The organism is Acidovorax sp. (genome assembly GCF_034519795.1).
Taxonomy (GTDB): Bacteria; Pseudomonadota; Gammaproteobacteria; order Burkholderiales; family Burkholderiaceae_C; genus Acidovorax.
This window is the reverse complement of sequence record NZ_JAXHOB010000019.1, coordinates 1-8,797: the sequence shown is the minus strand read 5'-3', so window position 1 is coordinate 8,797 and position 8,797 is coordinate 1. Positions and strand designations below refer to the sequence as shown.

8 protein-coding genes and 1 pseudogene are annotated in these 8,797 nt (G+C 68.2%); 7 read left to right on the top strand and 2 right to left on the bottom strand.

Features of this window, described 5'->3' with window-relative positions; translation table 11 throughout:
- From trpD to U5N23_RS21290, 4 genes and pseudogenes are all read left to right on the top strand, one after another.
- Positions 1-138 (top strand): annotated as a pseudogene (gene trpD, locus U5N23_RS21305) (anthranilate phosphoribosyltransferase); the annotation flags it as partial.
- A 15-nt stretch (positions 139-153) separates the two neighbouring features.
- Positions 154-732, top strand: a complete 579-nt coding sequence (locus tag U5N23_RS21300) for a hypothetical protein (protein WP_322594741.1) — start codon at positions 154-156, stop codon at positions 730-732.
- A gap of 979 nt (positions 733-1,711) precedes the next feature.
- Positions 1,712-2,512, top strand: coding sequence for an indole-3-glycerol phosphate synthase TrpC (trpC, locus tag U5N23_RS21295; RefSeq protein ID WP_322594740.1), 801 nt, complete (start codon positions 1,712-1,714; stop codon positions 2,510-2,512).
- 17 nt (positions 2,513-2,529) lie between these two features.
- Entirely contained in the window at positions 2,530-3,240 is a 711-nt protein-coding gene (locus U5N23_RS21290; RefSeq protein ID WP_322594739.1) for a uracil-DNA glycosylase, read from the top strand.
- Between the two features lie 3 nt (positions 3,241-3,243).
- Here U5N23_RS21290 and U5N23_RS21285 read toward each other — a convergent pair whose 3' ends face one another.
- Positions 3,244-4,155 carry a LysR family transcriptional regulator gene (locus U5N23_RS21285; RefSeq protein WP_322594738.1) on the bottom strand — a complete coding sequence of 304 codons (912 nt, stop codon included), beginning with the start codon at positions 4,153-4,155 and terminating at the stop codon, positions 3,244-3,246.
- A gap of 209 nt (positions 4,156-4,364) precedes the next feature.
- On the opposite strand from U5N23_RS21285, the gene U5N23_RS21280 reads away from it, so the two are divergent.
- The 3 genes from U5N23_RS21280 (at position 4,365) to U5N23_RS21270 (ending at position 7,581) form a co-directional block, all read left to right on the top strand.
- Positions 4,365-5,348 carry a tripartite tricarboxylate transporter substrate binding protein gene (locus tag U5N23_RS21280; protein WP_322594737.1) on the top strand — a complete coding sequence of 328 codons (984 nt, stop codon included), beginning with the start codon at positions 4,365-4,367 and terminating at the stop codon, positions 5,346-5,348.
- Between the two features lie 8 nt (positions 5,349-5,356).
- The gene (locus tag U5N23_RS21275) at positions 5,357-6,967 is read left to right on the top strand and encodes a gamma-glutamyltransferase family protein (RefSeq protein WP_322594736.1); all 1,611 of its coding nucleotides are present in this window, start codon (positions 5,357-5,359) and stop codon (positions 6,965-6,967) included.
- A gap of 290 nt (positions 6,968-7,257) precedes the next feature.
- Complete coding sequence (locus U5N23_RS21270; protein WP_322594735.1) at positions 7,258-7,581, top strand: hypothetical protein; 324 nt, start codon at positions 7,258-7,260, stop codon at positions 7,579-7,581.
- Here U5N23_RS21270 and queA read toward each other — a convergent pair.
- Complete coding sequence (queA, locus tag U5N23_RS21265; protein ID WP_322594734.1) at positions 7,568-8,701, bottom strand: tRNA preQ1(34) S-adenosylmethionine ribosyltransferase-isomerase QueA; 1,134 nt, start codon at positions 8,699-8,701, stop codon at positions 7,568-7,570. The genes U5N23_RS21270 and queA overlap by 14 nt on opposite strands.
- Between the last annotated feature and the right edge of the window lie 96 nt (positions 8,702-8,797).

Below are 8,797 nucleotides of genomic sequence, written 5' to 3'. Positions count from 1 at the left end.
GGCGCCGCGCTGTATGCGGCCAATGTGGCGACTTCCATCGCCGACGGCCTGGCCAAGGCGCGCGCTGCGGTTGCCTCGGGTGCCGCGCTGGCCCGGCTTGAGCAACTGGTGGCGCGCACGCACGCGCTGGCGGCTTGATCGCTGCAGCAGCGCATGACAACACAGGGGCACCGCACGTTGCGGGACGTCAACGACCTCGCGGCTGCCGTGAGGGAGGACGCCTGTCTGTACCTACCCGAGCGGTTGCACCGAAAGGCCGTATGGGCCTATCTGGGACCTGTCCTGTTCGCCTGGGGCAGCTGCTACTTCTTTCTATTCGCGCTGCAGCCCTCTATCGCTACCGCGTGGTGGGGTATTGCGCTGTTTGTCGGCACCGCCGTGGTCATGTGCTGGTGGCAGCTGCGGCGCTTCGCGTACCGGGTGCGGTGGGTGCTGAACATGTCCCTGCGCACGCTGCAGTCTGCACAGACAGCAGGCCCGGCCATTCCCCTGGACCCGGCGCATTCCATCGGCATCATGCCCGGCCCTCCAGATCACGGCTCCCTTTCCTGCGAGGTCGAGTTTCGCCATAGAACAGCAGGTCCGATCGCGACCCTGTTCGCGGTGGAACTGCAGTCCTCCGATACCGAAACGCTGTCTATGCAGATGGGCACCCTCGACCGATGCGTGGATGAACTGGCGGCCCGCCTCGGTATCCGGCGGTCCGGTGGCCGCTTGATGCCTGTCTACTGACCTGTCCTGCGTGCCGAACTGCCATGCTGCCACCCGTCCCCCGGCGCACCGCGCCGGGCCATGGTGCTCGCCGATACCGGGGGCATCGTGCCAATGCGCGCGAATGCGCCGGGAGGGTGGCCGGGCCGGCACACGCCGCATGCATCTGCGGGGGGCATTCGATGGTGGCGGGCTTTTTCGCGCTAGCTGCCTGGCGTGCCTTTCCGGCGCGCTGTGTATTGGCAGATGCGCCTGCGTCTCTCTTTGCGACCGCATTGCGCGTTGCCCCAGGTCAGAGGACTCGTCGTGACGCGCAAGCCTTCACCTGTGCCCGCACGTCTGCGCATTTTGTCGGCTTGGGTGGCTGCTATCGAGCAGCAATCCAGGGTGTGGCTTCCCTTGAGCCTCGGGGGCGCCAGTCTCGCGGATCTGACGGTTTTCGTCCCATTGTGTGGCATGTCGGTGCTTGTTTTTGTTGCAACGGTGATCATGGTCCTGGATTGGCGGGCGCAGTATCTTTGGAGCATTTTCTGGTCTGTTGGGCTGCCTTGCGTTGCTTGCGCAACCATCGCTCTGCGACTTCGATTCCAAAACGACAAGTCGCGGGGCTGGATACTGGATTTTCGAAGCCGCACACTTACGCCTCTGGGCTTGAAGAGGCAAGGCACAGTTGTCTTGCATGAGGCGTGCTGCCTGAGCTGGGAGCCCTTTGGCAATGCGAAGGGGACGATGTTTTACTGCCGCCTGATACTGGATCCTGGGCCTGCTGGCCAGAGAATCCCACTGACGAGCCTGACGTTGCAACGTGGCTCCAGGCGTGAGCAGGCATTGATTGACCGGTGCCTGGAGCATTTGAACGGTCGCCTTGGTCTCCAGGGTGTCGAGCCAAGGTAGGGCCGGTAGCCAGAGGCGGCATCACGCCACCGCTGATTTCTTGTGTGCCGAAGTTTCGTGGTGTACTTTGGTGCGGCTAGTTTGAATTTTTCGTGAAGGTTTTCCCATGAGTGACATCCTCAACAAGATCGTTGCCGTCAAGCACGAAGAAGTGGCCGCTGCCACCAAGCGCATGCCCCTGGCCGCGATGCGTGCCGATGCCGAGAGCCGCGTGCTCACGCGCGACTTCGAGGCCGCGCTGCGCGCCAAGATCGCCCGGGGCCAGGCGGCGGTGATCGCCGAGGTCAAGAAGGCCAGCCCGAGCAAGGGCGTGCTGCGCGCCGACTTTATCCCCGCCGACATCGCGCAGAGCTATGCCGATGGCGATGGCACGGTGAGCGCGGCCTGCCTCTCGGTGCTGACCGACAAGCAGTTCTTCCAGGGCAGCGTGGACTACCTGAAGCAGGCGCGCGCCAGCTGCCAGCTGCCCGTGCTGCGCAAGGACTTCATGGTTGATGCCTACCAGATCTATGAATCGCGGGCCATGGGCGCCGATGCCATTTTGCTGATCGCGGCCAGCCTGGACGATGCGCAGATGGCGGACTTCGAGGCGATTGCGCGCAGCCTGGACATGGCGGTGCTGGTCGAGGTGCACGACGGTGCGGAGCTGGAACGCGCCCTCAAGCTCAAGACCCGCCTCGTGGGCATCAACAACCGCAACCTGCGCACCTTCGAGGTGTCGCTGCAGACCACGCTCGACCTGCAGAAGAACGTGCCGGCCGACCGCCTGCTGGTCACCGAGTCGGGCATCCTCACGTCGGCCGATGTGAAGACCATGCGCGATGCGGGCGTGAATGCCTTCCTGGTGGGCGAAGCCTTCATGCGCGCACCCGAACCCGGCGAGGCGTTGGCGAAGCTGTTCGCCTGATCCACGGTCTGACATCCATGACAGACGCCACCCAACTGCAAAGCGCCGACCCCCCCGACTGGCCCGTGGCGCCCGGCTGGCAGCCGCTGGCCGATGCCTTCTTTGCCGGCTCGCGCGGCCAGGCCTTGCTGGCGTATCTGCAGCAGCGCCTGGACGCCGGCGCCGCGATCTTCCCGCCCAAGCCGCTGCGCGCGCTGGAGCTGACCCCACCCGAGCAGGTGCGCGTGGTCATCCTCGGCCAGGACCCTTACCACGGGCGTGGACAGGCCGAGGGGCTGGCGTTCTCCGTCGCGCCCGGCGTGCAGTTGCCGCCCTCGCTGCGCAACATCTTCAAGGAGATGCAGCGTGACCTGGGTACGCCTTTCCCTGCCTGGCCCGAGCCAGGCGGCAGCCTCGTGAAGTGGGCGAAGAACGGCGTGCTGCTGCTCAACACCGGCCTCACGGTGGAAGAGGGCCAGGCCGCGAGCCACTCCGGCAAGGGCTGGGAGGAGCTGACCGACGCCGTGATCCGCCACGTGGCCGAGGGCGAGCGCCCGGTGGTATTCATGCTCTGGGGCGCGCATGCGCAGTCCAAGCGCGTGTGGATCCCGGCCGACAGGGGGCACCTGGTGCTCATGTCCAACCACCCCTCGCCGCTGTCGGCGCTGCGTCCTCCCGTGCCCTTCATCGGCAATGGCCACTTCGGCAAGGCGCGTGAGTTCCGCCAGCAGCACGAAGGTCGTGGATAAGGATCACCAGGGGCCGGGCAGCCGCTCCCTGAGCAGGTCCAGAAAGGCCTGTGCCGCCACGGGCAGGCTGCGGCCCGCCAGGGTCTGCAGTTCCAGGTCGCGCAGGTCCATGCCCTGGTCGCCGATGGGCAGGGCCACGATGTCGCCCGCTGCCACCATGTGGCGCGCCGCGATCTCGCTGGACACCGACAGCCCACCCCCGTTCGCCACGAAGTGAAGCATGGTCTTGACGTGGTTGCTCACCAGTACCGGCGCCAGCTGCAGGCCCTGGCGGCTGCAGACGATGTCGATCATCTGGCGCACCGTGGTCTCGGGTGGGGGCAGGGCCAGCGGGTACTGGCCCATGCGCGCCAGCGTCACGCTTTTCGCCCCGGCCAGCGGGTGGCCGGGCGGCACCAGGGCCAGCACCGGTGCCCGCTGGCGGTAGGCCACGTCGATGTCCTTGTGCGGCGCGCGGCTGAAGCACAGGCCGATGTCGGCCGCGCCGCTGCGCACCGCACCGGGCACCTGGGCCGTGGGCAGGGACAGGACCTCGAACTGGATGCCCATGTGCGTGCGCTGGAACTCCACGCACAGGCGCGGCACCAGTTCGTTGGCGAATGCATCCGAGGTGGCCAGGCGCACCTGGCCCGCGCGCAGGCCCTGCAGCGCACCGATCTCGCCCAGCGCGCGCTCGGCATCGAGCACCGTGCGGCGCGCATGCGTGGCCAGGATCTCGCCAGCCGCCGTGAGCACCATGCCGCGCGGGTGGCGCTCGAACAGCGGCGTGCCCAGCTGCGATTCGAGCCCGGCGATCTGGCGGCTCAGGGCCGAGGCGGCCACATGCAGCCGGGCCGAGGCTTCGGTCAGCGAGCCGCTTTGCGCCACTTCGAGGAAGTAGCGCAGGGCCGTGTCTTGCAGGAGTTGGGCGCGCATGGAGGGGTCGGCGTTGTCAGGTTTGCCGTAGATCATCTCAAAAAGAGAAGCGCTTTGCCGTAGCGGCAAAGCTATTTGCTGATTTGGTGGTGGTCATACGGGTGCCACATTCCTAAGATGAAGCCTGTGGCGCCACCTATCCTGTGGACAGTGGGAGAGGGGCGTGCCCGGTTTTTTCCCTATCACCGTCCTTTTCTGGAGTGCTTCGTATGCGTCTTTTGTCCTGGGGCCGTAGCGTGCTCGGCCTGGCCTGCCTGATGGCCGTGTGTGCAGGCGCGCATGCGCAATCGGGCTGGCCCGACCGCCCTGTGCGGGTGATCGTTCCCTTCCCGGCGAGCGGTGCCACCGACCTCGTGGCCCGCGTGGTCGCGCAGCGCGTGGCGCAGGACCTGGGCCAGCAGATGGTGGTCGACAACCGCCCCGGGGCCGGGGGCACCATTGGCGCGGCCGAAGCTGCCAAGGCGCAACCCGACGGGTACACGCTGCTGCTCACCACCAGCAGCACGCATGCCATCTCGCCGCACCTGATGCCGCGCCTGGCCTATGACCCGCGCAAGGACTTCACGCCCGTCGCCCACCTGGCCGACGCACCCAGCGTGCTGCTGGTGACCAACTCGCTGCCCGTGAAGACGGTGGGTGAGCTCATTGCCTACGGCAAGGCCCACCCCGGCAAGCTCAACTACGCCACCAGCGGCAACGGCACCATCGTGCACCTGAACGCCGCGGCCTTCAGCGCCCAGGCCGGCATCGAGATGATGCATGTGCCCTACAAGGGCACGGCCCTGGCCATCCCCGACCTCGTGACCGGGCAGACGCACGTGCTGTTCGACTCGCTGCCCACTGGCATGCCGCACGCCAAGGGCGGCCGCCTGCGCGCCCTCGCAGTGACCAGCGAAAAGCGCAGTGCGCTGGCGCCCGAGCTGCCCACCATGGCCGAATCGGGCCTGCCCGGGTATTCTTCGGTGACCTGGTTCGGCGTGTACCTGCCGGCCGGCGCACCGCCGGCACTGGTGGACCGCATCCACAAGGCCTTTGCCAAGGCCATGCAGTCGACCGAAGTGGCCGAAGGCCTGGCCAAACTCGGCGTGGAGCCCGCTGCGCCCAGCACGGCCGCCAAGTTCGCCGCCATGGTGCAGGCCGACAGCGCGCGCTGGGCCGCTGTGATCCGCCAGCACAAGATTTCCGTGGAGTGACCGATCCGATGACTGAACCCACCATGGGCCTGGACTGGGCCCTTCCCTACGCATCGAACCGCAGCGCAGTCATGGGGCGCAATGTGGTCTCCACCTCACAGCCGCTGGCCGCGCAGGCCGGGCTGCGCATGCTGCTGGCCGGCGGCAATGCGGTGGATGCTGCGATCGCGGCCGCCATGGCCCTCACCGTGGTCGAGCCCACGGGTTGCGGCCTGGGCAGCGACGGCTTCGCCATCGTCTGGGACGGCAAGGAGCTGCACGGCCTGAACGCCTCGGGACGTTCGCCCGCCGCGTGGACACCGGCGTACTTCGCCGAGCGCGGTGGCCTGCCCGAGACGGGCTGGAACGCCGTCACCGTGCCCGGTGCCGTGTCGGCCTGGGTGGCCCTGTCCAGGCGCCTGGGCAAGCTGCCGTTTGCGAAGCTGGCCGAGCCCGCCATCGACTATGCGCGCAATGGCTTTCCCGTCTCGCCCACCATCGCCCGGCTCTGGGCGCTGGGCGCTGCCAAACTCGGCGCCCAGCCCGGCTTTGCCGAGTGCTTCATGCCCGGCGGCCGCGCGCCGCGCGCGGGCGAGATCTTTCGCAGCGAAGCCCATGCGCGCACGCTGGAGCTGATCGCCCAGACCGAGGGCGAGGCCTTCTACCGCGGCACGCTGGCGCGCCAGATGGTGGAGCACGCCCGGGCCCATGGCGGTGCGATGACCGAGGACGACCTGGCATCGCACCAGGCCGACTGGGTGGGCACCGTGAGCCAGCGCTTCGGCGATTCGGTGGTCCATGAAATCCCGCCCAACGGCCAGGGCATCGCCACGCTGATGGCGCTGGGCATGCTCGAATCCCACGGCATCGGCGGCCAGCCGCTGGACCACGTGGACACGGTGCACGCCAGCATCGAGGCCATGAAGCTCGCGCTGGCCGACCTGCACCAGTACAACGCCGACATCGATGCCATGCAGGCGGTGACGCCGCGCGACCTGCTCGACGCCGACTACCTGGCGCAGCGCGCACAGCTGATCGATTCCGCGCAGGCCGGCGACCCCGGCCACGGCACGCCACGCCCCGGTGGCACGGTGTACCTGGCTGCGGCCGATGCTTCGGGCATGATGGTCTCGTTCATCCAGTCCAACTACATGGGCTTCGGTTCGGGCGTGGTCGTGCCGGGCACCGGCATCAGTCTGCAGAACCGGGGCCATGGTTTCACGCTCACACCCGGCCATGCCAACGAGGTGGCCCCGCGCAAGCGCCCCTCGCACACCATCATTCCGGCTTTTTCCATGCATGCCGACGGCACGCCGCAGATGGCCTTTGGCGTGATGGGCGGCCCCATGCAGTCGCAGGGCCACCTGCAGATGGCCCTGCGCGTGCTGCGCTACGGCCAGAACCCGCAGGCCGCTGCCGACGCCCCGCGCTGGCGCGTGACGGGCGGCAAGGGCGTGGCCGTGGAGCCGGCATTCGATCCGGCGGTGGTCGCCGCGCTGCGTGCGCGCGGTCACGAGGTCACGGTGGAAGAGGGCAATGGCGTCTTCGCCTTCGGCGGCGCCCAGCTTGTGCTGCGTGACGGTGGCAGCTACATCGCAGGCTCCGACCCGCGCAAGGACGGGCACGCCGTCGCGTTCTGACCGGGCGCGGCCTGGCGTCGCCCTGTGCCCCGGGTGGGGCGCTTGCCCCTTCTGATGTCTGTATGGCAGGATAGCCATTGCTTTACAGAATCAATGGGGCAGGCACCATGGCATCCCTCCAGAGCCCGTCCTCTCTGCGCCTTTCGTGGGGAGCCCCGCTGTGCGGTCCGGGCCGATGGCGCCTGGGGTGTGCGGCGACAGCGTCGCTGCTGTTGCACGCAGCGGGGCTGTGGTGGCTGGTCCTCCCCGCATCTGCCGTGCGCGCGTCCTTGCAGCCACCCAGGGAGGCCATGCAGGTCCTGTGGATCATGGCCCCGCCAGCGGCCGCTCCGGGCCCTGCGCGCGAAGCCCGCAGTGGGCATTCACCTGTCGCTCCTGTGCTGGCGGCGGAAGGGTCAGGCCAGGGCATGGCGGTGATTCCGGTGACCCTGCCTGCGAACGCGGCAATCCAGGCGCTACCGGCGCTACCGGCGCTGGACATGCCCACCGACAAGGAGTGGCAGAACGCGTACTCCGGCCGTGTCATGCGCGTGGAAAGCGAGGCCGGCGTCTACTGCGTGCGCCTGCCGAAGGTGGGTGTAGCGCCCCGCATTGCCACGGTCACGAACTGCTGAGCGTGGCCTCCTGGGGGCGCTGGCGCGCGAGCAGCATCGAATCGCCGTAGCTGAAAAAGCGGTACTGCTGCGCGATGGCGTGGCGGTACAGGTCCATGATCCGCCCGTAGCCCGCAAAGGCGCTCACCAGCATCATCAGCGTGCTCTTGGGCAGGTGGAAGTTGGTGAGCAGCAGGTCCACCACCTGGAACGCAAAGCCCGGGGTGATGAAGATGTTGGTGTCGCCCGAGGCCTGGCCGCTGCGCGCCCAGGATTCGAGGGTGCGCACCGTCGTCGTGCCCACGGCCACCACGCGGCCCCCGCGCTGGCGGCAGCGCTCGAGCGCCGCCAGTGTGGCCAGCGGTACCTCGTACCATTCGCTGTGCATCTGGTGTTCGGCCAGGTTCTCGGTCTTCACGGGCTGGAAGGTGCCGGCGCCCACGTGCAGGGTGACGCTGGCGCGCTCCACGCCGCGCTCGGCCAGTGCTGCGAGCACACCTTCGTCGAAATGCAGGGCCGCCGTCGGGGCCGCCACGGCGCCGGGTGCGCGCGCGAACACGGTCTGGTAGCGCTGGGCATCCTCGGCGGCGTCCGGGTCGTGGTCGGCGTTCTGCTGGCGCTCGATGTAGGGCGGCAGCGGCAGGTGGCCGTGGCGCTCCATCAGCTCGTGCGGCGTCTCGCCGGCCGGTCCTTCGAGCGCGAAGCGGAACAGTGGGCCATCGTCTTCGGCGGGCCAGCGCGACAGCAGGGTGGCATTGAACCCGCCGCCGTGCAGGCCGCCCGCCATGTGCACCACAGCACCGGGCAGGGGCTTCTTGCTGACCTTCATGTGGGCCACGACCTCGTTGCCCAGCAGCACGCGCTCGATCAGCAGTTCCAGCTTGCCGCCGCTGGCCTTCTCGCCAAAGATGCGCGCCTTGACCACGCGCGTGTCGTTGAAGACCAGCAGGTCGCCAAGCTGCAGCAGGCTGGGCAGGGTGTGGAAGATGCGGTCCACGGGGTCTGCAGCACGGCCGTCGAGCAGGCGCGAGGCGCTGCGCTCTGTGGCGGGGTGCTGGGCGATGAGTTCGGGGGGCAGCGCGAAGTCGAAATCGCTGAGCGTGAAATGGCGCGGGGCCGGTAGCGTGCTGGAAACGGTCATGTGCTTGAGGGCCGGACGGGCCCGTACCAAGGGGAGAAACAAACAGGGGCGCTATTTTCCCACGCCGGGTGCCTGGCCTTACCAGGCCTGCCCGGA